Below are 24,418 nucleotides of genomic sequence, written 5' to 3' on the forward strand. Positions count from 1 at the left end.
GGTGAACAAGACACACATCCCGTTGGTTCCAGACCACCACTGGAGTATAATGACGGATAGGCGTGAAAGACAACGGGCTCATAAGTACTGAGAGCTGCCGGGATGGGGTGTACGTATGGAAGTGAAGCAACAGCTTTTGCGTGAAGCGAAGCAGTTTATATATACATGTTATGAGGAGCTGGGCCGAAGCCGCGATGAAGCGGAGGCCCGGCTTCTTGATATTCGTCATGACATAGATACTTCGGGAACGTATGATCATACCTATGATGAGCTGGAGCATGGGGCACAGATGGCTTGGCGTAACAGCAATCGTTGTATCGGTCGTTTGTTTTGGGATAAGCTTCTGGTAAGGGATGCCCGCGAGGCTTCAAGTACAGCGGAAGTGGTTCATGAGCTGTTAGAGCATATACGCATAGGGACAAATGGCGGTAAAATCAAGCCGACGCTTACCGTGTTTCGCTCGTCCAAGCCGGGGCAACCGGATATTCGCATTTGGAATCATCAATTGATTCGGTATGCTGGCTATGAGAGCGCTGAAGGAGTGATCGGGGACCCGATCTCGGTAGAATTCACAAATGCGTGCCACCGCATGGGCTGGCAAGGAGCCATGACTCCCTTTGATGTATTGCCGCTGATTGTGGAAGCAGGTGGACAGCCTCCTGAGCTGTTTGATATTCCCGAACATTTGGTGCAGGAGGTACCTATTGAACACCCGGAACTTCCGGGGTTGGCTTCGTTGGGTTTGCGTTGGTATGCCGTGCCTATGATTTCGGATATGACGCTGGAGATTGGCGGTATCATCTACACCGCAGCTCCTTTTAACGGCTGGTATATGGGGACAGAGATCGGTGCCCGTAATTTTGCCGATACCTTCCGTTATAACATGCTGCCGCAGGTAGCTGAGCTGATGGGGCTGAATACCTCAAGCGAAACGACGTTATGGCGCGATCGGGCGCTGGTGGAGTTGAACAGTGCTGTGCTGTATTCTTTTAAAAAAGCGGGAGTCAGCATTGTCGATCACCATACGGCAGCTGCACAATTCCAGCTGTTTGAGGAACGGGAAGCCCATGCGGGGCGTGCGCTCACAGGCGATTGGACATGGCTGATCCCGCCGTTATCTCCGGCGACAACGCATATTTTTCACAGTTCCTACGATAATCGGCTTGTAAAGCCAAATTTCGGAGTTCAAGAGAAGCCGTATATGCAGAAGAAGCTCCACGGCTGCCCTTTTCATTCTTAATCATGGAAAGCTTTAAGTATCGGATTCGGGTTCCTATTCTATATGATTAGAGTAAATTCAGCTTTTTCATGTCATAAGGTCGAGGAGCGAGGCGGAGTTGGAAAGAAATCAAGCAGAGCGCATCGTCGCTAAGCTTTTGCAACGGGCAGATATAGGCGTGACGGTCAAGCTGGAGAAACGGTTTCCCGGCGGGCGGCTAATTGGGGGCAAATATGCCATGAATGCTCACACCATTACAATGTATATGGACACGATTGAAACACAATGTATTCAGATGTTTGGCAGCGTCGAACGAGTCGAGGAGTACTTTACGGTTGTGCTTGCGCATGAGATTGGACACGCCGCTGATTCTGAGCTGCCTGACCTCTCCGATGCTATGGAACAGGAGAGCGAGTTAGGTACCCGACAACGGTTTGCGCTGCAAATTGAAGAAAACGCATGGAACTATGCGCTCAGATTGGTGCTGGAGATTGAGATAACGTTCATTTCCACCGTTATTGAAGAGTCCTTGTTGGCCTATCGGGTCCCGGTTGTGGAGCAGTCTGACATTGCATAAGGATGATGATCCGAGAGCCGACAGGCTCTTTTTTTTGTATGGCGAGATCAAACGCGGGTAATTGGAACGATTCAAAGTAGAAGTTTTTTTAGCTGTGACACGCGTCCCTGAGACAATTCGAGCATCTCGGCCAATTCTTTTTGTGAAACATTAGGGTGTTTTTCCATGAGCTGTTTTAGTTTATGCAGGAGCTCAGTCTGATTTCTGTAATTCCTTCTTTTCTTGGGCTGAGCAGGACGTGTTTCGCCTGAATGACTGGAAGGATTATCGCTCTTAAGATTCTCAATGCAATCGCTGCATATCAAATGATCTCTGAAGTAGCTTAGGTTATCTACGGCACTGCAAAAATAACAAGATACCCCTGTATATTTACGGATCATCAGGCCCTCTGATGTAATAAAAAAATCAAGGGCATCTCCAATATTGATATTCATAGAATTGCGCAGCTCCTTGGGCAGCACGATGCGGCCCAGATGGTCTAATGGTCGTGTCATTCCTGTATTTTTCATTATTCATTTCCCCTTTCATAACTGCGCTTATCGGTGCAAAAATCGTAGGTTATGTATGTTCTAAAGTACAAAGCGCGTATATTGCAGTTTGAATTGTATTAACTATGAACAAAAAAGAAGCTCCAGCATGACGAACAATGACGTCTGCCGGAGCGTGGTACAGCCCAATGAATCTAAGATGTCGAGTCAAATTATTGTGGGTTGGTTGTCCAAATACCGGCTACTTTTAATTGAACCCGCGAAGGCAGCTTCAATGCCGCCAATGTCAGGTCGGCCATATCTTGTGGCTGAAGCATGCGGTCCTCGTCGCCAATCGGCAAACCTGCACTTGCTGCCAGTTCCGTATTGACTGTGCTTGGAGTCAGCGCGGTGACGCGAATGTTGGATTTGCGAACCTCCTGCATCAGTGCCTCCGTGAAGCCCATCAAAGCAAACTTGGAGGCGCAATACGCCGAGCCTGTGGCGAAGCCTCGTTCCCCTGCTGTGGAGGATACATTAATAATGTTGCCGCTCTGCTGAGCAAGCATGCTCGGAAGAACCGCGTGTGTGACATAATAGGTTCCCAACAAATTCACGCGGATCATGCGTTCCCACTCTTCGGGGTCCATGTCTGCGACTGTGCCGAATGTAGCAATTCCTGCATTGTTAATCAAAATATCGACAGCGCCCAGCTCATGCTCCAGCGAGGCTACAGCTGCAGCGGCCTGTGCGCGATCAGATATATCCGCGACAGCGCTAACCACCTTCACGCCGTATGTACTCCCCAGTGAATCTTGCAGCTTTTGCAGGTCAGGTAGTGTGCGTGAGATTAATCCCAGGTTGACGCCTTCCTTGGCCAAGGCCTCGGCAACGGCTTTACCAATGCCTTTGGTAGCGCCTGTAATAATGGCTGTTTTATTTTTAAGTTCCATCCAGTCTCCTCCTTATGGCTACATACATAGTTGTGCATTTAAGCACATGTTTATATTATACTGATTTAATTTCCCTGAACCAAACTTCCACTCCAGGTCGCTTATTTCGCTTAGTTGCGACCTGGAGTAGAAGACCTCTGACAATGGTCATGATGGTCTATTTGGAAATAAGAATATCACCTGAAGTCGTTTTGACCTTTATAACGTTCACACTGCCGGGAACGGATTCGGGAGTATCTATACTTCCTGAGTCGGAGCGGACATTATAAATACCTTTAAAATCAGGGGCCTGCTTAATCCTCACATCACCGGAGACTGAATCGACTTTCAGGTTGGCTGTGGTACGTTGTGTGATATTCGTAATACCGGAGGTCAGGGAAACTTGACCATTGCCGCTATAATCGTAAATTTTGGCATCCCCTGAAGTGATGTGCAATTCCATATCTGCTGTAACCTGACTAGCCGTAAAACTGCCGGATGTTAACTTGGCGACCAAGCGGGTACTTTGGAGGTTTGAAATCTCGGCATTGCCAGAAGTGGCTGTGATGTTTGTGTTTTGAATGGAGGCATCCTGGAGGTTTACGCTTCCTGAATGTACATCTGCCTGTAGCCCTTTTAGGGTTTCACCAGCGGGCATTTCTACCGTGATCGTTTGTTTCAAATCAGGAGAGATAGTGAAGAATGCCAAGGAAAGGGCTGGCTCAGATTGAATGGAAAGCTTACCGTTCTCAATACGGGCATTATGAATCTGGTCGGCTACTTTCGTCTGAACTTCTCCACTCATGCGTATCGTGCCCTGCTCACCGGAACCGGGAGTAAAGACAATAGAGACATCATCGGAGCTATTCACTTTAAGATCTTGTAGCTGTCCACGTGTGAACGTCCATTTTTTATCAATAGCTGTTATTTCCCGCATCGCTTGTTGGTTCCATGGAGCACCGTAGGCTACCATCCCGGCCACACCGATGATGATACATAGACCCGCTGCAATAAACCATTTTTTATTCATGTTACTCGTTAGCTCCCCTCAGGGTAGTCTGATTCCATTTCCAGTATCGAACCGTACCTCTGACCAGAAGGTTCAGAAGGTAGCGTACTCCAGACAGCAGCAATAGGCCAATCCCGGTCAACATGATGGAAAAAAAGAATTTAGCGGGATAAAAGTTGCCGTTCAGCGCATAATCTGCGACAGCGAGAAGAGGGGCCACTATCAAGCTGACCGCTGCTGCGGCCAACGAAACCCATACTGCCCACAAAGAGGCTAAGACAGGAATGGAGATTAACAAATTGAGAAACAACAGCCCTAAGAAAGTAAATAAATTGCGTGCGAAGCTTCCCTGGCGAAGCGGAGGAGGGGGAGTATTCCAGGTTGCATTGGGATCATCCAGCGCTTCGCGAGCGATATCCTCGGGGTTGCCCAGTTCGCTGGCAATTTCGGCCTCACTTTTGCCATTCACCAACCCATAGTCAAAATGCTGACTTAAATCACCAAGCAGCTCATTACGTTCCTCTGCGGGGAGAGGGGAGAGACGTTGCTCCACCTCTGTAAGAAACTGTTTTCTATTCATCGGGATTTCCTTCTTTCAGTAGGCTTGCGACATGATGGACAAATTCATTCCATTCCCGTGTAAGTATTCTCGTGTAATTGCTGCCTGCATCGGTCAGCCGATAATATTTACGGGGGGGTCCCTCGGTCGATTCCTGTAAATAAGTTGTACAATATCCCTCTGATACCAGACGGCGAAGCAGCGGATATAAAGCTCCTTCGGCTACTTCGATATGACGGGAGACGGCCTGAGCCAGTTCGTAGCCGTAACGGTCCCTGCGCCCAATTAAAACAAGAACGCACAGTTCCAGCACCCCTTTTTTGAATTGGATGTTCACATTCATGAGCGGTGCTCCCTTCCTGGATGTTATCATTGCTTCATGGGTGTCGTTTGGAGTATGGGGGGAGAAATGTGTGCTTGAACATAAAAGATTTCAGGTACTAATCATAAATCAGTAGTCAGGTATAATTTAACATCATGTACTGTTTAATGCAAGGTACTAAAATTTTAAAAATAAATCTGCGGGCTCATTTTAGGAGTTTTCTTTCGCTTTTAGAGTCAATGAGATAGCGAATGCTGCTGAAAAAAGTAGTTCTATTTAGAAAGACGCCGAATCTTGGGGGAATTTGCGGAAAAGAAGCCGCTTTAATTTCATCCTTAAGGATGTTAAATTGTAAAATCAGCATGTTGCATCATTCGATTTTCCCAACGCTCGAAAGTACAATAGATAGACGAACTAAACCGTTTCGATCTATATATTGCTGATTTGAAATCGCTCTTGGGATTGTTGCAAAATGCTCAAATAAAAGGATCCATAAAGGTAAAGATCATTTCTTATGAAAAGGATGGGAAAAAGGATGAATTGGGAACGCTGGTATATGGAGCTGGATCAGGATGATGAGACTTGGGAAGTATCAGAGGAAGTCGTGCTTCGGGGCACGGTACAACTCCATTTTTGCGGACAGGACTCGGAGGTGGAGATAGAGTTTATGGTGTCCGCCGATTCCGAGGAAGAAGCACAGGCCGTAAGAGAGCCTAAGCAGGAGCAAAAAAAGACATGGGAGCAATATATGGCACATGGGTCAGACATTCATCCTCATGTGCTGGAAGCGATACATCATTACTATGCAGATGTAGTGGAAAAGTACCAGAACGCTTATACCTCATGGGGAGAAGACCTGGATGAATATGCGCCTTATGTGGAACGCTCGGAACAACTGCTGAAACGGTTACAGCCGGTGTCTATACTGATTCCTGACTCAGCGGAAGAGGATGAGCTGTATTTGAATTTTAGCTGTTTCTGGGATAGAGAGCATGGCTTGGGCGTACATATGAAGCAGGGAACACCCGAGCATATTCAAGGGGCATACACATTATATGATTTGGAATAGAATCCCCTTCCGGCGTTTAGGGAAAAAGAGGGCCGGAAAGGGGAGGGTTATAGAAATTAGCTGGATACAGCCAACGAATCTCTGGCTGCTTGAGCGGCCAGCACCATTTTCCGCAATGCAGCTACAGATTCATCCTTGGTGCGGGTTTTCAGGCCGCAGTCTGGATTGACCCAAAATAAATCGGAAGGCAGTACGCGCAGGGCACGCTGTATCATACTCAGCATTTCTGACACATCGGGAATGCGCGGGCTATGGATATCATATACGCCCAGACCGATGCCTTTGTCATACACCTGATCCTCAAAGCTGACAATCAGTTCACCGTGGCTACGCGAGGTTTCAATAGAAATGACGTCGGCATCCATATCGGAGATGGATTGGATCATATCCTGAAATTCGGAATAGCACATATGCGTATGGATTTGGGTGGCGGGTTCAACGGTTGCTGTTGTAACAAGGAAGGCTTGAACCGCCCACGCCAGATAGGCTTGCTGCTGTTCTTTTTTCAGTGGAAGCCCTTCACGGATCGCGGGTTCATCGACCTGAATCATGCCAATTCCCGCTTGTTCCAGTGCTTCTACCTCTGCACGCAGGGCCAGTGCTAACTGTAAAGCAACCTGACTGCGAGGAATATCATTACGTTCGAAGGACCAGTTCAAAATCGTTACCGGACCTGTCAGCATTCCTTTGACTGGCTTGGAGGTCAACGATTGGGCGAAGGCCGTTTCTTCTACGGTCATGGGTTGATCGAACGACACGTCTCCGTATATAATCGGTGGCTTGACACAACGGGAGCCGTAGGACTGCACCCACCCGTTTTGTGTAAAGGCAAAGCCTTTCAGCTTTTCGCCAAAAAACTCAACCATGTCTGTCCGCTCAAATTCCCCGTGTACGAGCACATCAATGCCAATGTCCTCCTGGATATCAATCCATTCCTTGATTTGCTGCTGAATGAACGTCCGATACTGCTCGGCAGACCATTCCCCTTTGCGATAGTGCAGACGGGCTTTGCGAACCTCTGCGGTTTGCGGGAAGCTGCCAATCGTCGTCGTAGGCAGTGGAGGCAGCTTCAGCTTGTCCTGCTGGATCACACGACGCTCAGCGAAGGGAACACTGCGTGACTGCGGCTCTTTCGCCAGCAGATCCGCCATATCGGCAGCGGTCTGTACTCGTGCCGCCGAGCTGTTGAAGCGGGCTACCGCGTCCGCACTCTGCTCAAGCTTGGCAATTGCCGAGGGTTCGCGTTTGCCAAGCGCAGCGGTCAAAGCTGCGATTTCTTCCAGCTTTTCATCGGCAAAGGCCAGCGCTTGCACCAGCTCTCGGTCCAGCTTATACTCTGCTTCCAGACTGACCGGCACATGCAGCAGACTGCATGATGGCTGCACGATGAGCTGGGCGGCGGGTGTCTGTTCTGCCAGCTGTCCAAGCAGCGCAGCCACGGCGTTCAGATCGGAGCGCCATATATTGCGCCCGTCAATAACACCAGCGGCCAGCGTTTTCCCTGCGGGGAAGCCATGTCTTAGCACATGTTGCAGGTTTTCGCCATCATCATGCACAAAATCCAGACCTAATCCCTGTACCGGGAGCGTGGACAGTTGCTCATAATGATCCAGACTGCCAAAGTAGGTTTGCAGCACGATATTTAAGGATGGAGCAGCCTCGGTCAAAGCTTCATAAGCCTCCTGAATAATGCCCAAATCCTCTGCCGGGAATGAGGTGGTCAGGACAGGCTCATCCACCTGCACCCACTGAACGCCTTCCGCAGCCAGCTCAGACAGGACGCGGGCGTACAGTGGCAGGAAGCTTCGTACAATGGCGGCCAAATCCTTACGATCATAGCCTTTGGACAGGGCAACGAACGAATAAGGACCGATCATGACGGGTTTACCTTCAATGCCTAGTTCCTGTTTCGCTTCACGATAAGCCTGCAAAGGCTTATTCTCGGTGAACACCGGAGTTGCATTTGCCAATTCCGGTACGATGTAGTGGTAGTTGGTATTCAGCCATTTGGTCATTTCACTGGCGGTGGCACCCTTTTGTCCACGGGCTATCCCAAAATAGACGGATAGGGGAACAGGTCCCTCGGGACGGTAGTTGAACCGTTCCGGCACCAGACCGAACATCACGGATGTATCCAGCATGTGATCATAATAGGAAAAGTCTCCGACAGGAATTCGATCTATCCCCTTGTCGCGCTGCTTGCTCAGATGCTCCAATCGCAATCGTTTCATCTCGGTATGCAATTCGCTTTCATCCATACTGCCGTTCCAGAAGCGTTCCAGTGCTTTCTTCCATTCCCGGTTTCCTCCGATACGCGGATATCCCAGGTTACTGCTGATCAAGCCGGACAACTCAGGCAATTCGGTAAATGACATGTACTTTTCCTCCCAGGCTGGTAGCCAGTTTATTTTTGCGTACAAAAAAAGACATTCCTCCCCGGGGTTAAAAATGAGTAGGGGAAAGAATGCCTCCGTTATTTAAAAATGAAAATTCGGCGAATGCTCTTAACACCTCCCTATCTCCCGTAGGTACTTGCGATGTTGTTGAAATAGGCAGGTCTCCTGACTTACGGATCATGACTTTCAGCGCTCCTTCCCGGTCTGTGGACCAGTGGGTGTATCAACAGCTGAAAATTCCCCGTTTACAGTGGCGGGACCGCGCCGGACTTGCACCAGCTTCCCTTTTAAGCCTGAACTGAATAGAACAGACACCTATCTCCAAGCTATGCGATTATGGTATGACGAATAATTATGCACTCGTATACTTGTTCACCATCATAAGTGAAACTTGCAGGATACGCAATATAAACTCTGTTTAAACCTGAAATGAACTACATGCAAAAAAAGACAAGCCCTCTCCATAAGGAAAGGATTTGTCTTAGGGTGTAGCATCTCATGCGAGTATAACATCGCCTTAGGCTAATGTAACTATAGATCCTGCCTGAATGCTGGCCTTCACATCCACCAGTCGTTGATTGCGGCTGCCCCGGAAGGGAAGGGTCAGATCCTTTTGCTGTTCTACAAAAGGGCCGTCCACAATCACATCGCATAGCAGCGCCAGCTCCCGGCGGGCCTGATCCGTAAGCAACTCCTCATAGTCAAAGCCCGTATAGGCCCACACGGTTCGGTCAGGGCAGGCTGCGCGGAAGTCGCGCACAAACTGCGAGCATTCCGATGCCGAGAAAAAAGGGTCTCCGCCGCAAAGGGTTAACCCGTCCAGCAGTGGATTATCTGCGATGTCACGGATGACTTCCTGCTGTCGCTCCAGTGTGAACGGTTCACCTGCGCGGAAACTCCATGACGAGGGATTGAAGCAGCCGGGGCAGGCATGGCGGCAACCGCTAATGAACACAACGGTACGCAGGCCATGCCCTTCGTTCAGAGATTCCGGAATGTAGCCACACAAATTCACCGATGCTTCACCCGGTCACGTACCTCAGCCTGCTTCGCGGCGTTGAAGCGAACGGTATAATCACCTGTCAGATATCCGGTTACCCGGCGCAAGCGCTGAAAATGCGTATGTTCTTCATCAGCACCGCATTCGGGACAGCTTGTCCCGATAATGCCTTCGTAGCCGCATTCCGTGCAGCGGTCTACCGGATGATTGATGGAGAAGTACCCAATGTTCTGATGGAGCGCGTATTGTACAATTTTAAGAAACGCCTCCGTGTTATTCCGCGCATTACCATCCAGCTCGATGTACGAAATCGCACCAGCGTTGCACAGATTATGAAATGGGGCTTCGAGGCTGATTTTACGGGCAGCCGGGAGCGTGTAATACACAGGAATGTGGAAAGAGTTCGTGTAGTATTCTCGATCATTTACCTCGGGAATAATTCCGAAATCACGCTGATCCAGCAACGTGAACTTGCCGGATAGACCCTCGGCAGGCGTAGCGAACAGTGTAATGTTAAGATCATGCAATTCACTCATACGGTCGCAGTAGACACGCATAGAAGCTATGATTCGCTGTGCTTCACGGTATACAGCGTCATCCTCTCCGTGGTGCTTGCCATACAGTGCCTTCATGCATTCGGCCAACCCGATAAACCCGACCGACAGCGTACCGTGCTTCAGTACGTTGCCCACTTTTTCATCCGGCCCCAGCTTTTCTCCGCCTTCCCATACCCCTTCGCGCATCATAAAGTCTGAGGCTTTTGCCGGCTGGCTGGTCTGTATATGGTAGCGATGGATCAGTCCGTCCACGGCAATGCGCATAACCTCTTCCAATCTGGTATCAAAGCCATCCCGGTCAGGTATCTTGCGCTTGCCTGTGCAAATACCGTACTCAATGCCAAGACGCACCAGATTAATCGTATTGAATGAGAGATTACCCTTGCCGCTTTGACGGTTTCTGCCGAAACGGTCAGCAAAGGTGCGGGTACGGCAGCCCATCGTCGCAATAATGGTATCCGGATCATCTGCGCGGTAATAGGGCAGGTTGAAGGTAGCATCCACATTGACAAAATTGGGATACATACGTTTGCTGGAGCATTCTACTGCCCGCATGAATAAGTCATAGTTGATATCGCCTTCAGCCTGATTGATTCCTTTTTTGCATTGGAAAATATGCTGTGGGAAAATAGGGGTTTCCCCGCTGCCCAGGCCACGAATAGTGGCCTCCAGCAATGATTGCGTAACAAGCCGCCCTTCAGCAGAAGTACACATACCGTAATTCAGTGATGTGAACGGAATTTGCCCGCCTGCCCGACTGCTCATGGTATTCAGGTTATGAATAAGTGATTCGGCGGCCTGTCGGGTTTCCGTCTCCGTTTCTTCGCGTGCGAATGCATATGAACGAGGGCATGCCTCCTGTAATAGGCTGCTGGCTATGTGTAATTCGTCATCAGGCAGGGTGGGTTCTATTTCTTCTCCGAACAGACGGAGTCCCTTGCGCAGATGCTTGCGGAAGGACCGGGCCACGAAAGGAGCAAGGTCCCAGTCTATTTTATTGGCAGAGACACCTCCAAATTGGCTGTTTTGCTGAGACTGAAATATAATAGCCACCAGTGCCATAGCAGACATAATGGTTTGTGGTGTGCGCACAGAGCCATTGCCTGTATTAAAACCATCTTGCAACAAACGACCAAAAGGTATAAAGATACAGTTCGTAGTCCCGAGCACATATTGGTCCAAATCGTGAACATACACATATCCGTGGTCGATAGCGTCTGTCAGTTCAGGCGGAAGCACACGTAGTCGCGCATACCATTTGGCGTACTCGGAGCCAAGCTTACTCATTTTTCCACTGAACGACTCTCCATTCAAATTTGCATTCTCCCGCAGCATGTCCAAGTCTTGTGCCCCAATGACCCGCTCGCCGATGCTGTATAATTGATGTTCCTCCAACACCTTCATTGCAAAAACCTCCATATAGTAAAATATATATTATTCTCCAAAAAACAATATATTGACGATATCGTGTACTAAACAATTGTTTCGGTCTATATATTGTATATATGGATGGATAGAGAGTATGTGATTATTGTCACGTCGACAGGGGGAGAACGCACAAAAAAGTCAGGTGAAAGTTAGGAACACATCAACGAATACGCTCCTTATTCTACACCTGACGATCGAATATTTGACGGAAAACAATAGGATGGCAATCCATTGGATCTGAGTATGTTTTGTAATAAATTACTGAATAATTTAAAGCAGCTTTTTCAGTTGGGACACCCGGCCTTGTGAGATATCGAGCATTTCGGCATATACCTTTTGCGGCAGGTTGGGATGTTCCTGAATCAGCTTTCGGAGCTTTTTTACCATTTCTCCTTGCTGGACTCTGGATTGTTTAGGCTGCCAGGTTGTATGGTTACGAACCGGCTTGGTATGTTCTTGAGCCTGGATGGCTTCGGTGCTGGTGGGATGTACATTTTCCTCTGTCTTTAATACCTGAATGCAATCGGCGCAAATAAAGCTATCACGAAAATAAGTCAAATGATCAACTGCGCCGCAAAATTTGCAGGATACACCTGTATATTTCCTTAATACAAATCCTTCTTCATTCACGAAAAATTCGAGCGAATCACCAATATTGATATCCATCGTGGTGCGCATTTCCTTGGGAAGCACGATTCGCCCCAATTGATCCAGAGGCCGTGTCATTCCGGTATTTTTCATAAACCTTTCCTCCTTCGATTGTATATCCTGATTATACCAAAAAATATTATTTTTTGCTTTGTTTATTGAAGAAAATATACAATTTTTTTTAATTTACACACTGTTACTAACCAGGTACATTGGCTAAGAGCTTCCTGGATGGTTCTGTAGAAGGCGCGGACGAAGCTACAATTCGTGATTATAAGCTCATGTCCAAACAAACATCCGATATTCACACCATTGGCGACACTGGTCTATTCGGTATTAATTGAGGAAAGACACCAAATGGTGAGCAACAGCAATTGTTGCCGGGGTAATCCTTTTTCGCTATGATATATTAAAACGCTTTCATAACGGCCTTTTATGATATTTTAAATGGAGACAAGGAGATGACGGATATGAGTCATGAAACAACGGATCTAGAATATCTTTTTCAAAATCCGAAGCTTCATATGGACGAACGTGTACGGGATTTGGTGTCTCGGCTAACCTTGGAGGAAAAGATTGAATCCATGCTGCAATATCAGCCTGCCATTGAACGATTGGGAGTCCCTGCATACAAGCATGGTACGGAAGCAGCACATGGTATAGCCTGGTTAGGAGAGGCGACTTCATTTCCGCAGCCTGTGGGGTTGGCTTGTACGTGGGGTACGGAACTGATGCGACAAGTCGGCTCGGTTATTTCGGATGAAGCGCGTGTATACTACCGCCGTGACCCGGCGCTAAACGGACTGACGTTATGGGCACCAACCGTAGATATGGAGCGTGATCCGCGCTGGGGGCGTAATGAGGAAGCGTATGGAGAAGACCCCTATTTGACGGGAGAACTGGCGAAGGAATTGGTCAAAGGCATACAGGGTGATCATCCGGTATATTTGAAAGCGGTTGCGACATTAAAGCATTTCCTCGGAAACAATAACGAGGTGGACCGGGGAAGTGATTCCTCCAGCATAGACCCGCGAAACCTGCGTGAATACTATCTGAAAGCCTTTGAGAAGCCTTTTACGGAAGGCAAAGCCCAGTCCATGATGACCTCTTATAACCTGATTAATGGAACGCCTGCTACGTTGTACCACGGTGTTAATGATATTGTCAGGGACGAATGGGGAATGGACGGCTTTGTGGTCAGTGATGCCGGTGATGTGATGGGAATCGTAAAGGATCATCAGTATTATGACTCCCACACGCCGGGTGTGGCTGAATCTATTCGCGCGGGGATCGACAGCATTACAGATGATGCGGATTTGTCCAAGCAGGCCATTCGTGATGCCTTGGCACAAGGAACGCTGCAAGAAACGGATCTGGATCAGGCGTTGTTCCATGCATTTCGTGTTCGCTTTCGTCTGGGGGAATTTGATCCGGCGAAAGACAATCCCTATGCCTTGATCGGGGAAGAGGCCCTGATGACAGAGCAAGCTCGTGAACTGTCGTTGCGTGCAGCGAGAGAGCAGATCGTACTGTTGAAAAATGAGCGTTCGCTCCTGCCGCTGGACCCTGCGAGGTGCGGCAAGGTGGCGGTGATCGGGGCGCTCGGCAATGAGGTGTACCGCGACTGGTATTCCGGTACACTTCCATATTTTGTGACACCGCTTGAAGCGATTCGCGCCAAGCTGGGAACCGAAGACGCGCAGGAGCGCGTCATATACCGCGATGCCAAGGATCGCGTGACCTTCGCGGCGGCTGACGGAGCGAAGCTTACAGTTGATTCCTTCGGTGACATGCGGTTGTCCCATGATGCCGAACCAACGGTTTTGACCGTGAATGATTGGGGCTACGGTAGCGTCACGTTAACCGACGAGCGACTGGGTACCTATGTGACGAGCGATGAGGAAACGCTTCGTGTGACAGCTGAGGAAGCGTATGGCTGGTATGTCAAAGAAGTCTTTGGACTGACTCCTGTTGAAAAAGGGGAGCGTCTGTGGACGACATGGAACGGCAAGCCTGTGATCACAGGGCCGGAGGGCTCATTGAAGGTAGCCGAGGCTGCGAGTTCCGTACCTAACGCTGTAGCGGGTAACGGGACGAAGGCTTCGACAGCCTTGGAACAGGTAGATGCAGCTTTCCGAGTAGATACAGTGTCGGACGGTTTAATGGAAGCGATAGCCGCCGCCCAAGCGGCAGATACGGCGATAGTATTCGTGGGCAATCACCCGCTGATTAACGGTAAGGAAGAGAATGACCGTCCGGGCTTGGAGCTGGCAGCTTCCCAGCAGCGGCTCATCGAGGAAGTGTATCGGGTTAACCCTAATACGATCGTGGTTCTGACGGGCAGCTATCCGTTTGCCATCCCTTGGGTACAGGAGCATATTCCAGCGATCGTGTACACGTCTCATGCTGGGCAAGAGCATGGCACGGCAGTAGCGGATGTGCTGTTTGGGGATTACGCGCCAGCGGGTCGTTTGAATATGACATGGTATCAATCGGAGGATCAATTGGGTGATATCAAAGATTACGATATTATTCGCGGCGGACGTACCTATCAATATTTTGAAGGTGAACCTTTATACGCGTTCGGCCACGGTTTGACGTATTCGCCATTTGAGTACAGCCATCTGCGCACAGATGCCCAAGCGCCCGATCCCAACGATAGATCCGTCCCCGAAGGTCGTGTGAACTCTTTTGGTGCCCTAGATGCCACGGATACCCTGAATGTATGGGTGGACGTTACGAATCGGGGCATAGCTGCTGGGGAGGAGGTTGTACAGCTATATGTACGGCCCGGAGCTTCGCGAGTAAAGCGAGCATTGAAGACATTGTGTGGATTTCAACGCATCCGCTTGGAGCCGGGGGAGACGCGAACGATCTGTTTTACAATGCGAGTGAAGGATTGGGCGATTTGGGATGTCACACGGGATCGCTATTGCGTTGAAGCTGGCGAGTACACCTTGCTGGCAGGTGCTTCTTCAGCGGATATCCGGTTGGAGCACCCTGTGAACGTTCGAGGCGAAGTTATTCCGCCCCGTCAAGCCGGACAAAGCATTCGCGCTGAAAACTTTGATGATTGTTCCCATATCCAGCTGGATGAAAGCAAGGAGCAAAAGGAGGCCTGTGTACGTCCGCGTTCACCTCAACGTCCCGGCTGGATTGCCTTTCATGGCGTCGAGTTGGGAACGGCGGGTGTGATTGAACTTCAATGCCGCGTGTCAGGCAATAGCAGTGATGCGGCGCTGGAGCTTCGCTTGGATGCACCGGATGGCGAAGCTGTGGCATGTATGACCGTCGGTGATACGGGAGGGGCACAAGCATGGGTTACGCTTTCCGAAGCACTGGGTACAGCCACAGGTACACGTGATTTGTACTTGTGGTTGAGTGGTGAAGTACGACTGAGTCACTTGACATTGAGCGCTTCTATTACAGCGGATTATGGCCTTCAGGCTTGAACTTACTTCTGACTTCACGTACAATGCATTCAACGAAGTTTCTACAGCTTAGGGGTGTCATTTCATTTGAATAGTGAAAAAAGACTACGCACCGCAACGCCCAGATGGCTTGGGGTGGCGGTAAAGGCGCTTGTCTATTTAGAAAAGCATGGAGAGCTCTGTGCCAGCGGGTCTATTGCCCGCTCTATTGACTGTGAGGTCACCTTGGTGCGCAGGGTGCTGACGCGACTTGTACAGGCAGAATTAATAGCAGCACGTGAAGGCCGTGAGGGAGGCTATGTGCTTACCCGTTCGGCAGACCATATTACACTTGCCGATATATACCACGCCATTGAAATATGTGATCCGATTTTTCCAGGTATGATGCATGAATCAGAGACGAACCCTTTTTGTGAGGAGCTTGCAACCGCCGTATCCGAAATCGTAGTCGAGAGCGAACGACGTATGCTGGAGGTATGGGAGTCTCATACGCTGGCCTCACTCGCCAAGCGTACAACGCTGGTGGTGGGTGGCAGTAGCCATAGTGAAGGCGAGGATGCCAAGGCTTCTTCCAAAGAGGATTAACACATTTTTTTCAAAACGGATAATAGCCGATACGACTCTTCCGAGAGAGGGTTGTATCGGCTATTTCTGTAGGATGCTCATATGATGTGAAATCGTAAATGAAAAGAATGCCCGGCTTTATACCTGATAGGAGCAGACCCGATTACGCCCTGCATTTTTAGCTTCGTATAGCGCTCTATCCGCCTGTTCCAGCAGAGCCGCCCCGGACATATCCTCCCCGGTATCGGGAAAGGTCGTTACGCCGATAGACACCGTGACTTTGAGTACAAGCCCGTCCGACAAAACGAACTCGTACTGATCTACCCCGCCAAGGATCTGATTCGCTATGCGTAACGCTTGCCGGAAAGCACAATTCGGCAGAAGTACGGTGAATTCCTCCCCGCCGCTGCGGGTTACCACATCAAAGGAGCGACACTTTTCCCTCAAAATCTGACCTAGCTGACGCAGCACTGCATCCCCGGCCGCATGACCGTAGGTATCGTTCACTTCCTTAAAATGATCAATATCCAACACCAGTACAGATAAGTGCTCGTGACGTTGACGAGCTTGAGGAAGCTGCTCTTCCAATGAAAATTCGAGCTGTCTTCTGTTGCTTAAATTGGTGAGATGATCTGTATAGGAGGTATGCTCCAGACGAAGTAACAGCTCATTGGAGGTATTGATGGACTCAGCAATGAGATACAGAAGAAATCCGCCTGCCATAGAAATAACAAAATGGAGCGGATAAACGTCCAGAACATCATTAATATCATTCAAATTAATTGTGAGAGAGCAGAAAATAATGCCCAAAGCGAAAACGTTCATCATCATCATCTTCGTTAAACGTGACCAGGACAGATGTGACAGCAAAGCGCAACCCAGGCCCACGAGCATCATAAAAAAAGCCCCCACAATGGCTTGAGTGGTGATACCAAACAGCATTAATCTGCCTAAGCATATAAATAGGGTAGCCATGAGTGTTGCCGGTCCGCCAATGTAAGCCGCCGTAGCTACGATGGCCAGATGACGAAGATCGGCAATTGTATTAAAGCCCACTGGGAACGAATAGTACATCAAGATAATGCCATAGCATCCAAAAAGAGCGCCTCCGATCCAATGTGCCTTACGCTTTAAGGTATGTAGGCGGATTTTATATCTTTGTGATATAAGCCCGGTTATGTACAAAAAGGTGACAAGGATACAGGTATTTACAAAAAACGTACTGAACAAGATGTTAACCCTCCCGAGAGGCATATTTCTTCATTTTATCAAAAAAACTGACATTAGGCTTGGAAATGAAGAATTTATTGAAATTTATTACGCGGATGTGGCTTATAACGTTTCGTCCTTACACTTAGTGCATAACTGGGAATAGATTGAGCATACTCCAAACATACAAGAATTAGGAAAAAGATGTGGCGTCCATTACTGCCACTTTGGAGATGAGGTTTGCTCATGATTCGCTATCCCTATCGCAAATATAATAAAAAGTCGGGGGCGGACAGGAATAATGGAAGCTCTTCGCATTTTCTTAAGATCGAGGCTCATTTGGAAACCAACCTGGAGCAAATCAAGGAATTGACGTCAGGCAGCCCGGACTTCTTGATTCGCCGCTTTAGTCTGGGGCTGAAAGCTGACGTTCCTGCTGCCATTGTATTTCTGGATAGTATGGTCAAGACGGACACAGTGAATGAACTCGTCATGAAATCATTGCTTAGCCGACCATCCGCCGAGGTGGCTGCTGAGGTAGAAAGTGCAGAAGGGCTTTACAGTCGGATACAGGGCCATGCACTTGAACTTGGTGAAGTGAAGGAATGCGATGGTTGGAATTCCATGATGGAACAGCTCTTGATGGGAGATACGATCATTTTACTGGAAGGGTGTACAAAGGCCATTGCGTGTGGCACACGTGGAGGAGAGGAGCGTGCGGTCAACGAGCCCACCACACAGTCTGTCGTCAGGGGACCGAAAGAGGGATTTGTGGAATCCCTGTTCACGAATATTTCTCTTGTCCGACGGCGGATTAAAAGCTCCGATCTTACGATGGAGATGTTCAAAGTAGGAAGCACGTCCCTCACGAATGTAGCCATGCTGTATATGAAGAATATTGCAGATCAAAGTGTCGTAGATGAAGTTCGTCAACGGGTAAAAAACATCAATATCGACGCCGTATTCGAATCCGGTATGGTAGAGGAGATGATACAGGACCATAATTTCACACCATTCCCAACGATCTATAACACGGAAAGACCCGATACGATCAGTAGCAATATTATGGAGGGCCGAGTGGCGCTCATCATAGATGGAAATCCGTTTGTACTAGTGATGCCTACCGTATTTGCCCAATTCTTTCAGAGTGCTTCGGATTATGAGGAACGTTACGATATGGCGACTGTCGTCCGACTCATTCGATATATCAGCTTTATCATTCTTATCTTGGGGCCTTCTCTCTACATTGCCCTAACGACGTATCATTATGAAATGATACCGACCCCGCTGCTGATCAGCATACTGGCTCAGCGGGAATCCGTTCCTTTTCCGGCATTTCTGGAGGCGCTTATTTTGGAGGTTACTTTTGAGATCTTGCGTGAAGCGGGTATTCGAATGCCACGTGTGGGTGGACAAACGGTATCCGTTATTGGTGCGCTTGTCTTGGGACAAGCGGCTGTGGAGGCTGGGATCGTCACCCCGCTGCTCACGATTGTGGTAGCCCTGACGGGGATTGCCAGCTTCGCCATTCCAGCCTATAACATGTCGGTGGCCGGGAGACTGTTCCGATTTGTTTTTATGATACTATCAGCGTTTATGGGGCTGTATGGCATTACATTGGGGCTGATTGCGCTGATTGCCCATATGAACAGCCTACGTTCTTTTGGGGTGCCCTACATGGCCCCTTTCAGCCCCTTTGTACTGGAGAGTCAAAAGGATGCTGTATTGCGTCTCCCATTCTGGATGATGCGGACACGTCCTAAAAGCATTACATCTACTAACCAGACACGAATGAAGGATGGAAGCGGAATTTCCTCTTCCGATAAAACGACACCGATGCAGGAGGGGGGGACTCAGGGTGTATCAGGGGAAGGGGAATGAACGAAGCACGGTAACCTTCAAGGGGAGAATGTGGGCTCTGAGCCTGGTGGGGCTACTATGGATGCCCCTCCTGTCTGGTTGTTGGGATTCAGTAGAGCTAAATCAGAGAGCAGTCGTAGCGGCAATAGGCATTGATGTGGCTGGAGAAACGGATTATGAGGTTTCCCTGCAGGTTATCGTGGCAGATGAAATCGCCGGGGCCAAAGCGAGAGGAGATACCCCTATCGTGTTGTTTCAGGAAAAGGGGAGCAGTCTTTTTCAAGCCATCCGCAAAGCTTCACAGAAGGTTCCACGCGAAATTTCCCTGGCCCATGCAAGATTGGTCGTCATTGGGGAAAATCTGGCACGGCGTGGAATCGGAGATACGCTGGATTTTCTGGAAAGGTATACGGAGACCCGGCCCACGATGAAAATGCTGGTAGCGCGCGGTGAGACTGGGAAGGATGTACTGGCAACCATGACTGCGATCGGTCGTATTCCCGCTAATGATATTTCAGGAAAGCTGGAAACATCTCAGCGTTTGTATGCAGGGGATTACGCGGTGAGTCTCGACGATGTCATTCGCAGCATGTCCAATAAGGGCGGCGGTCCTCTTCTTACGGGCGTAAAAGTGGATGGCAGGATGGAGCAGGCCCCCCGTAAGAACAATGTGGACAATATTTTACCGGAAGCGAGCGTGCGTATTACCGGGATGGGAGTGTTCCGAAAGGACCGTCTTGTATACTGGTTGGAAGATGACCAGGCGATTGGACTGTCTATCGTGAACAACAAGGTGAAAAGTGCTGAAACCACATTGAGCTGTGGCAAGAAAGGCGAAGTCATCGGGATCGAAACCTTGTTCTCTAAGGCAAATGTACACAGCCTGATGGAGCAAGGAGAGCCTGTTTTTGTCATTGACTTAAAGCAAGTCGGGGCGATACAGGAAGCTGAGTGTCCGATTGACTTGAAAAGTCCAGAGGTGATGAAAAGCTTGCAGAGGCAATGGGCAGTGGAAACAAAAAAAGTGATTTCATCAACGGTTAGAGAGGTTCAGCGTACCCGTAGCGATGTACTCGGCTTCGGCCTTGAGCTGGAGAGAAGCGATCCTGCGCAATGGAAAAGGCTTTCTTCCCGATGGAGCCGTTATTTTGCAGAAAGCACCGTTCGTGTTCAGGTCACTTCGGTACTGAAGCATACGCAGGCACGGACCAACCCGTATTCAAGGGGTGATTCCGAATAGTCGAACAGGGGGAGGAGGTAAGGCGATGAAAAAAATACAAATAGATGCGATAGAGATGATTTCCCTCATGATTCTATTTGAATTGGGAACGTCTATGATGTCCATTCCTGGAAGGGATGCGGGCAAGGATGCATGGCTGGCTATCCTCATCGCTACAGGGCTTGGGGCCCTGCTTTTTCTGTGCTACGGCAGCCTTCACAGACGCTACCCCAATTTGCTTATGACGCAATACAGCAAAGTTATCATGGGCAGAAAGGCAGGAGCCGTGATTGCTTTTTTGTATATTGTTTTTTTTATGTACGGTGGGGCACGTGATCTTCGAGATACGGGGACGCTGATTGCCGATCGGACACTCCCGCATACACCGTTAATCATCATCAGTGCTCTGATGATCGCGCTTGTGATGTACGTGATGCATTTAGGGCTTGAAGTGGCGGGGCGAACGGCGATTTGGCTGCTGGTCTTTATGCTGGTACTGGGGCTCGCAACGAATGTAATGCTCGTGTTGTCCGGCATTGTGGACTGGGGGAATCTGCTGCCTATTGCCCAGCATGGCTGGCAGCCGATATGGCAGGTGATTTATTCACAGGCCTTGATGCTGCCGTTTGGTGAGATGGTTACCTTTACGATGATTCTTCCCACATTAAAGAAAGACTATCGTGCCAACGGCGTTGGTGTTTCCGCTGTGCTGCTGGGGGGCATCATCCTGACCATAGTTGCGCTGGTAAACGTACTTTCACTCGGAGAGGACGTGTTCCAGCGGGCAACGTACCCGATACTATCCACGATCAGCAAGGTGGAAATATCGGATTTCATCGACAGGGTAGATGTTATTGGGGTCATGACCGTCATTATCTTTGATTTTTTTAAGATCTTTATTTTCTATTATGCGGCGATAAAGGCAGCAGAAGACGTATTTAACACTTCTAGCCGCAAGTTGCTGCTGCCATTCGGAATAATTATGCTCATATCTTCGGTACTGATGGCTCAAAGCTATCAGGAGCATATTAAAATAGGCGATTTCGTGTTGAAATACATATTCCCTATATTTTCTGTACTTTTCCCGCTCCTGTTGCTAATGGTGTCCTGGTTTAAAAAGACCGAAAACAAAAAAGGGAAGGAGAATGCTTCGTGAATCATGGTCTTGGACACGTAAGGCTGGTCAGTACCGGGCAATTGCTCATTCTTATGTTCCATTTTCTGCTGGGAAATGCGGTCATTATTAATTTGGATAATGAATATGAACGGGATACATGGATTGCCCAGCTCATCGCTATGGGTGTCGGGATCGTATTGTTCCGAATGTATACCTACACAGCAGAAATGTTTCCCGGCCAAACGTTGACCACCTATGTCCGTAAATTGCTTGGAAACACGAGTGGAACAGCAGTGGGGATACTGTACATTCTGTTTTTTCTGTATTTAACCAGTAGAAATCTACGCGATGAGACTGAACTGGTCCGTGTCTCCATACTGGAAAAAACACCAAGTATGGTCGTTGCCTTTCTGATGGTAATATGTGTGATTTATGTTCTCTGGCTCGGATTTGAAGTTTTGGCCCGCACTGGACAGATCTTTCTTTCGTTGGTGTTACTCGTCATTTTCTGGGGAACTACACTATTAATCTTATCGGGCAGCATTCATCTGGAAGAGCTGAGGCCTGTAATGAGTCAGGGCTTTAAGCCTGTACTCAGCTCAGTAATTAGAGAACGTTTGCCTTTTCCTTACGGTGAAATGATCTGTTTCATGATGTTTATCCCTTGTGTACGTAAGCCTTCACAGATGACCAGAGCAGGTTATGTGGGCATTATAGCTGCGGGCATCGTTTTAGTTGAAGTCGCCATATTAAATGTAACCGTGCTGGGTACGAATATAACGGAGCGTTCTATCTTTCCATTATTAAGCACATTTGCGAATGTCCAGCTTTCGGAATACGTCCAGCGTCCCGATGTCATTATACTGATGTCTATGCTGATCGGGGACTTTTTTAAAGTGGCTTTGTTCTTCTATGCATCCGCGGTGGGGATATCCGATATATTTGGTTTACCCTACCGAAAGACACTGCTTCCCTGCGGTATCCTTGTTTTACTGTGGTCCCAGATAGGAACACCGAGCCTGAGCGAGCATTTTGAATTTGGACGGCAGTCCCTAATTTATATTCATCCATTATTTGTTTACATTTTCCCCATTCTGCTTTTTCTGATGGCTCTTGTGCGAAGAAGCAGAGTTAGAAGAGGGGACTCTCAGAAAACGTGACCATCGTGAGAAAAGGAATTGAAGTGCGTATCCAATTTGCCTTTTGCCCACGGTAACAAAGAGCAACAGCAGCATTCCTGCCAAGACGATATATTCGGATGGTCGCAGGGTGCCAAAAGCCAATGAAATAGAATCCCAAGGATTATGAATACCAAATAGCCAGTTCACCAGCAGATTGGTTCCGAGCATGAGTACCATAAAGAGTGTGAATATCCAGAGTATTTTCATAAAATATCCCCCCGTGTGTATGAGCTGAACGTATATCTTGTATACATTGTGTTGCAAAGTGGCTCAATTTATCCGATCCCATTGACTTGAAATGAATTAGGATTTATACTTATTCTAAATTGATTTATTATTGTAATTATAAGTTGAGAATAAATATAATCTGCGTTCGTTAAGGGAGATGCGGTATGAGAACTTTAAATTTAACTTCGCAGCGCCAAGCGGTATATGATGTGGTTCGTGAGGCCCACGATCATCCTACCGCAGCCGATGTTATGAATCGGTTGATGGAGCGCGGATATAATCTTGCCTATGGAACGGTATATAATTCGCTACGTTATTTAACAGATAAGGAATTGATCCGCGAGTTGAAGCTGGGGGAAGCTGCCAGTCGTTATGACGGACGAATGGATGATCATCAGCATATTATTTGTCAGGTATGTGGACGGGTAGATGAAGTGATGAGCGAGGTTCCACATGATTGGATCGAGACGGTTGCGCATGAAACGGGATATACCATCGCCCATGCCCATGTCGTATTCGGAGGAGTGTGTAAGGAATGCCAAAGCAAGCGAATCAAATAACGAATCGTTTCAAAGCAGCCGATATGCCTAAACGGGTGAAGGGTAACTGGACAACGATGTTATCCGCTCCCTCCGCCCCTGCGTTACAGACGGTTCCTTCCAATGAGCCGTTGTACTGCCCGACTACACGCCGCATCGTTCTGATCAGCTCGGTTCCGGGTGTCGTTCATGGTTTGGTACGTACGTTGTCAGACGCGTGCTTTGATGTGATGGTGTTCCATCGCTGGGAGCCTGAAGTACAACGTCATCTGGGAAGCGATCTGCTGATTTACGATTTGACCGCTACCGATACACGGAGTGAATTACTGGATATCCGTAATCGTCTTGAGGCGGAACAGATGAAAGATACACCCGTCATGTATGTGATTCAGGATCGGATGGCTGTTCGTGCGCATGAGCTGCTTCCTTCCGAAGAGGTGCTGGTATGGCCGCTGGCTTCTAATCATATGGTGCATGATATTGAACGGATGATTGTACGTCATCCGGCAGCTTCCCGTCAGGCAACGCAAGGTAGTCGTCGTACGGTGTTCAAGGACATCTGGATTGACCGTGATAAAATGTTAGTATATAAAGAAGAGAATCAATTAAATCTGACCAAAACGGAATATGATTTGCTGTTGAAGCTGATTGATGCTCAAGGCAAAGTCATTTCTCGGGAGCAGATGATGCATGATATCTGGGAGACGGATTTTGTAGGCGGCAGCAATGTCGTGGATGTGCATGTCAAAAGCTTGCGCAAGAAGCTGGGCGACCGGCCTGCGGAGCCTGAATATATTGCAACGGTAAGAGGTGTAGGCTACAGATTGGCGGATTGAACTGAAGCTGATCAGGCTATGAATTGCCGCTGGATGGAGACATTCGGCGGA

Annotated in this window: 22 protein-coding genes and 1 riboswitch; of the genes, 12 read left to right on the plus strand and 10 right to left on the minus strand. The window is 48.6% G+C overall.

Annotated elements, in window-relative coordinates; all coding sequences use genetic code 11:
- Positions 1–115: 115 nt before the first annotated feature.
- Together QD47_RS01055 and QD47_RS01060 are read left to right on the plus strand one after the other, a co-directional pair.
- A complete protein-coding gene (locus tag QD47_RS01055; protein WP_044644357.1) occupies positions 116–1,240 on the plus strand; it encodes a nitric oxide synthase oxygenase in 1,125 nt (374 codons plus the stop codon).
- A gap of 97 nt (positions 1,241–1,337) precedes the next feature.
- Positions 1,338–1,796: a hypothetical protein gene (locus tag QD47_RS01060; protein ID WP_044644358.1), complete on the plus strand. Its 459-nt coding sequence runs from the start codon at positions 1,338–1,340 to the stop codon at positions 1,794–1,796.
- A 71-nt stretch (positions 1,797–1,867) separates the two neighbouring features.
- Here QD47_RS01060 and QD47_RS01065 read toward each other — a convergent pair whose 3' ends face one another.
- From QD47_RS01065 to QD47_RS01085, 5 genes are all read right to left on the minus strand, one after another.
- Complete coding sequence (locus tag QD47_RS01065) at positions 1,868–2,305, minus strand: AbrB/MazE/SpoVT family DNA-binding domain-containing protein (RefSeq protein WP_044644359.1); 438 nt, start codon at positions 2,303–2,305, stop codon at positions 1,868–1,870.
- A 191-nt stretch (positions 2,306–2,496) separates the two neighbouring features.
- Positions 2,497–3,216: a 3-ketoacyl-ACP reductase gene (locus QD47_RS01070; RefSeq protein WP_044644360.1), complete on the minus strand. Its 720-nt coding sequence runs from the start codon at positions 3,214–3,216 to the stop codon at positions 2,497–2,499.
- Between the two features lie 157 nt (positions 3,217–3,373).
- Positions 3,374–4,225, minus strand: a complete 852-nt coding sequence (locus QD47_RS01075) for a DUF4097 family beta strand repeat-containing protein (RefSeq protein WP_044644361.1) — start codon at positions 4,223–4,225, stop codon at positions 3,374–3,376.
- A 1-nt stretch (position 4,226) separates the two neighbouring features.
- Positions 4,227–4,784 carry a DUF1700 domain-containing protein gene (locus tag QD47_RS01080; RefSeq protein ID WP_044644362.1) on the minus strand — a complete coding sequence of 186 codons (558 nt, stop codon included), beginning with the start codon at positions 4,782–4,784 and terminating at the stop codon, positions 4,227–4,229.
- Positions 4,777–5,106 carry a PadR family transcriptional regulator gene (locus tag QD47_RS01085; protein WP_044644363.1) on the minus strand — a complete coding sequence of 110 codons (330 nt, stop codon included), beginning with the start codon at positions 5,104–5,106 and terminating at the stop codon, positions 4,777–4,779. The genes QD47_RS01080 and QD47_RS01085 overlap by 8 nt, the downstream gene beginning before the upstream one ends.
- A 514-nt stretch (positions 5,107–5,620) precedes the next feature.
- Between QD47_RS01085 and QD47_RS01090 the strand changes: the two genes are divergently transcribed.
- On the plus strand, positions 5,621–6,154 hold the full coding sequence (locus tag QD47_RS01090) for a DUF6985 domain-containing protein (RefSeq protein ID WP_044644364.1): 534 nt from the start codon (positions 5,621–5,623) through the stop codon (positions 6,152–6,154).
- A gap of 56 nt (positions 6,155–6,210) precedes the next feature.
- Here the strand turns inward: QD47_RS01090 and metE are convergent, their stop codons facing one another.
- The 4 genes from metE to QD47_RS01110 all read right to left on the minus strand — a co-directional run bounded on the left by metE (position 6,211) and on the right by QD47_RS01110 (position 12,276).
- The gene (gene metE / locus QD47_RS01095; protein WP_044644365.1) at positions 6,211–8,529 is read right to left on the minus strand and encodes a 5-methyltetrahydropteroyltriglutamate--homocysteine S-methyltransferase; all 2,319 of its coding nucleotides are present in this window, start codon (positions 8,527–8,529) and stop codon (positions 6,211–6,213) included.
- 159 nt (positions 8,530–8,688) lie between these two features.
- A riboswitch (cobalamin riboswitch) is annotated at positions 8,689–8,884 on the minus strand.
- Between the two features lie 183 nt (positions 8,885–9,067).
- On the minus strand, positions 9,068–9,565 hold the full coding sequence (nrdG, locus tag QD47_RS01100) for an anaerobic ribonucleoside-triphosphate reductase activating protein (RefSeq protein WP_044644366.1): 498 nt from the start codon (positions 9,563–9,565) through the stop codon (positions 9,068–9,070).
- Positions 9,562–11,511 carry an anaerobic ribonucleoside triphosphate reductase gene (locus QD47_RS01105; RefSeq protein WP_044644367.1) on the minus strand — a complete coding sequence of 650 codons (1,950 nt, stop codon included), beginning with the start codon at positions 11,509–11,511 and terminating at the stop codon, positions 9,562–9,564. The genes nrdG and QD47_RS01105 overlap by 4 nt, the downstream gene beginning before the upstream one ends.
- 294 nt (positions 11,512–11,805) lie before the next feature.
- Positions 11,806–12,276, minus strand: a complete 471-nt coding sequence (locus QD47_RS01110; RefSeq protein WP_014278591.1) for an AbrB/MazE/SpoVT family DNA-binding domain-containing protein — start codon at positions 12,274–12,276, stop codon at positions 11,806–11,808.
- A gap of 119 nt (positions 12,277–12,395) precedes the next feature.
- Between QD47_RS01110 and QD47_RS33665 the strand changes: the two genes are divergently transcribed.
- The 3 genes from QD47_RS33665 (at position 12,396) to QD47_RS01120 (ending at position 16,199) form a co-directional block, all read left to right on the plus strand.
- Positions 12,396–12,527, plus strand: coding sequence for a DUF7916 family protein (locus QD47_RS33665; RefSeq protein WP_268794220.1), 132 nt, complete (start codon positions 12,396–12,398; stop codon positions 12,525–12,527).
- A gap of 126 nt (positions 12,528–12,653) precedes the next feature.
- Positions 12,654–15,635 carry a glycoside hydrolase family 3 C-terminal domain-containing protein gene (locus QD47_RS01115; protein ID WP_044644429.1) on the plus strand — a complete coding sequence of 994 codons (2,982 nt, stop codon included), beginning with the start codon at positions 12,654–12,656 and terminating at the stop codon, positions 15,633–15,635.
- A 66-nt stretch (positions 15,636–15,701) separates the two neighbouring features.
- Positions 15,702–16,199, plus strand: a complete 498-nt coding sequence (locus QD47_RS01120; RefSeq protein WP_044644368.1) for an Rrf2 family transcriptional regulator — start codon at positions 15,702–15,704, stop codon at positions 16,197–16,199.
- 117 nt (positions 16,200–16,316) lie between these two features.
- On the opposite strand, the gene QD47_RS01125 is transcribed toward QD47_RS01120, so the two are convergent.
- Positions 16,317–17,408, minus strand: coding sequence for a GGDEF domain-containing protein (locus QD47_RS01125; RefSeq protein ID WP_044644369.1), 1,092 nt, complete (start codon positions 17,406–17,408; stop codon positions 16,317–16,319).
- 225 nt (positions 17,409–17,633) lie between these two features.
- On the opposite strand from QD47_RS01125, the gene QD47_RS01130 reads away from it, so the two are divergent.
- From QD47_RS01130 to QD47_RS01155, 6 genes are all read left to right on the plus strand, one after another.
- Positions 17,634–19,268, plus strand: coding sequence for a spore germination protein (locus tag QD47_RS01130; RefSeq protein WP_044644370.1), 1,635 nt, complete (start codon positions 17,634–17,636; stop codon positions 19,266–19,268).
- The gene (locus QD47_RS01135; RefSeq protein ID WP_235332155.1) at positions 19,246–20,487 is read left to right on the plus strand and encodes a Ger(x)C family spore germination protein; all 1,242 of its coding nucleotides are present in this window, start codon (positions 19,246–19,248) and stop codon (positions 20,485–20,487) included. The genes QD47_RS01130 and QD47_RS01135 overlap by 23 nt, the downstream gene beginning before the upstream one ends.
- Positions 20,488–20,512: 25 nt before the next feature.
- A complete protein-coding gene (locus QD47_RS01140; protein ID WP_044644371.1) occupies positions 20,513–21,622 on the plus strand; it encodes a GerAB/ArcD/ProY family transporter in 1,110 nt (369 codons plus the stop codon).
- Complete coding sequence (locus QD47_RS01145) at positions 21,619–22,743, plus strand: GerAB/ArcD/ProY family transporter (protein WP_044644372.1); 1,125 nt, start codon at positions 21,619–21,621, stop codon at positions 22,741–22,743. The genes QD47_RS01140 and QD47_RS01145 overlap by 4 nt, the downstream gene beginning before the upstream one ends.
- 413 nt (positions 22,744–23,156) lie before the next feature.
- Positions 23,157–23,552, plus strand: a complete 396-nt coding sequence (locus QD47_RS01150) for a Fur family transcriptional regulator (protein WP_044644373.1) — start codon at positions 23,157–23,159, stop codon at positions 23,550–23,552.
- A complete protein-coding gene (locus QD47_RS01155; RefSeq protein WP_044644374.1) occupies positions 23,528–24,367 on the plus strand; it encodes a winged helix-turn-helix transcriptional regulator in 840 nt (279 codons plus the stop codon). The genes QD47_RS01150 and QD47_RS01155 overlap by 25 nt, the downstream gene beginning before the upstream one ends.
- Positions 24,368–24,418: the final 51 nt, after the last annotated feature.

It is taken from the genome of Paenibacillus terrae, assembly GCF_000943545.1.
In the GTDB taxonomy this organism is placed as follows: Bacteria; Bacillota; Bacilli; order Paenibacillales; family Paenibacillaceae; genus Paenibacillus; species Paenibacillus terrae_A.

Excerpts from the sequence above, each read along its gene's own strand:
- QD47_RS01055 (WP_044644357.1), top strand. The coding sequence starts at position 116 with ATGGAAGTGAAGCAACAGCTTTTGCGTGAAGCGAAGCAGTTTATATAT.
- QD47_RS01065 (WP_044644359.1), bottom strand. The coding sequence starts at position 2,305 with ATGAAAAATACAGGAATGACACGACCATTAGACCATCTGGGCCGCATC.
- QD47_RS01070 (WP_044644360.1), bottom strand. The coding sequence starts at position 3,216 with ATGGAACTTAAAAATAAAACAGCCATTATTACAGGCGCTACCAAAGGC.
- QD47_RS01075 (WP_044644361.1), bottom strand. The coding sequence starts at position 4,225 with ATGAATAAAAAATGGTTTATTGCAGCGGGTCTATGTATCATCATCGGT.
- QD47_RS01080 (WP_044644362.1), bottom strand. The coding sequence starts at position 4,784 with ATGAATAGAAAACAGTTTCTTACAGAGGTGGAGCAACGTCTCTCCCCT.
- QD47_RS01085 (WP_044644363.1), bottom strand. The coding sequence starts at position 5,106 with ATGAATGTGAACATCCAATTCAAAAAAGGGGTGCTGGAACTGTGCGTT.
- QD47_RS01090 (WP_044644364.1), top strand. The coding sequence starts at position 5,621 with ATGAATTGGGAACGCTGGTATATGGAGCTGGATCAGGATGATGAGACT.
- metE (WP_044644365.1), bottom strand. The coding sequence starts at position 8,529 with ATGTCATTTACCGAATTGCCTGAGTTGTCCGGCTTGATCAGCAGTAAC.
- QD47_RS01105 (WP_044644367.1), bottom strand. The coding sequence starts at position 11,511 with ATGAAGGTGTTGGAGGAACATCAATTATACAGCATCGGCGAGCGGGTC.
- QD47_RS01110 (WP_014278591.1), bottom strand. The coding sequence starts at position 12,276 with ATGAAAAATACCGGAATGACACGGCCTCTGGATCAATTGGGGCGAATC.
- QD47_RS01115 (WP_044644429.1), top strand. The coding sequence starts at position 12,654 with ATGAGTCATGAAACAACGGATCTAGAATATCTTTTTCAAAATCCGAAG.
- QD47_RS01130 (WP_044644370.1), top strand. The coding sequence starts at position 17,634 with ATGATTCGCTATCCCTATCGCAAATATAATAAAAAGTCGGGGGCGGAC.
- QD47_RS01140 (WP_044644371.1), top strand. The coding sequence starts at position 20,513 with ATGAAAAAAATACAAATAGATGCGATAGAGATGATTTCCCTCATGATT.
- QD47_RS01150 (WP_044644373.1), top strand. The coding sequence starts at position 23,157 with ATGAGAACTTTAAATTTAACTTCGCAGCGCCAAGCGGTATATGATGTG.
- QD47_RS01155 (WP_044644374.1), top strand. The coding sequence starts at position 23,528 with ATGCCAAAGCAAGCGAATCAAATAACGAATCGTTTCAAAGCAGCCGAT.